The 461-nt window shown below is 72.9% G+C and carries 1 protein-coding gene; it reads right to left on the reverse strand.

Going from position 1 to position 461, the window contains the following annotated elements; all coding sequences use genetic code 11:
* On the reverse strand, positions 1-461 hold a 461-nt coding region (locus ACLQ22_RS31930), incomplete at both ends, for a phosphopantetheine-binding protein (protein WP_425695590.1).

Genomic DNA, 461 nt, shown 5'->3' on the forward strand with positions numbered 1-461 from the left:
GGCGTTGTTGGGCGAACGACAACACCCGACCCGACGACGCCACACCGGCCGGTAGGGCCGGGACCGGATCCGGCTCGCTCGGTTCCTCCGCGCCGGACACGACCGGACCGTCCTCGCCGCCGATGGCCGACGGATCGGCCGCCACCTCGTCCCGCAGGCTGTCGGCCATCGCGGCCACGGTCTGCGCCTCGAACACGATCGCCGCCGAGACCGGCACGCCGAGGGTTTCGCGTAGCCGGGCGGCGATCATGGTGGCCTGCATGGAGTGCCCGCCGAAGGCGAAGAAGTTGTCGTCGCGGCCGGGCGACCGACCGATCACGTCGGCCCACACCTGCGCCACCTGCCGCTCCAGGGCGTCACGGGGCGGCTCGCCGCGCGCGGTGAGATCCGGTGCGGGGAGTGCGTTGCGGTCGATCTTGCCGTTGCGGGTGAGGGGGAAGTGGGGCAGGGCGATGATGCTG

It is taken from the genome of Micromonospora sp. DT178, assembly GCF_049841695.1.
GTDB lineage: Bacteria > Actinomycetota > Actinomycetes > Mycobacteriales > Micromonosporaceae > Micromonospora.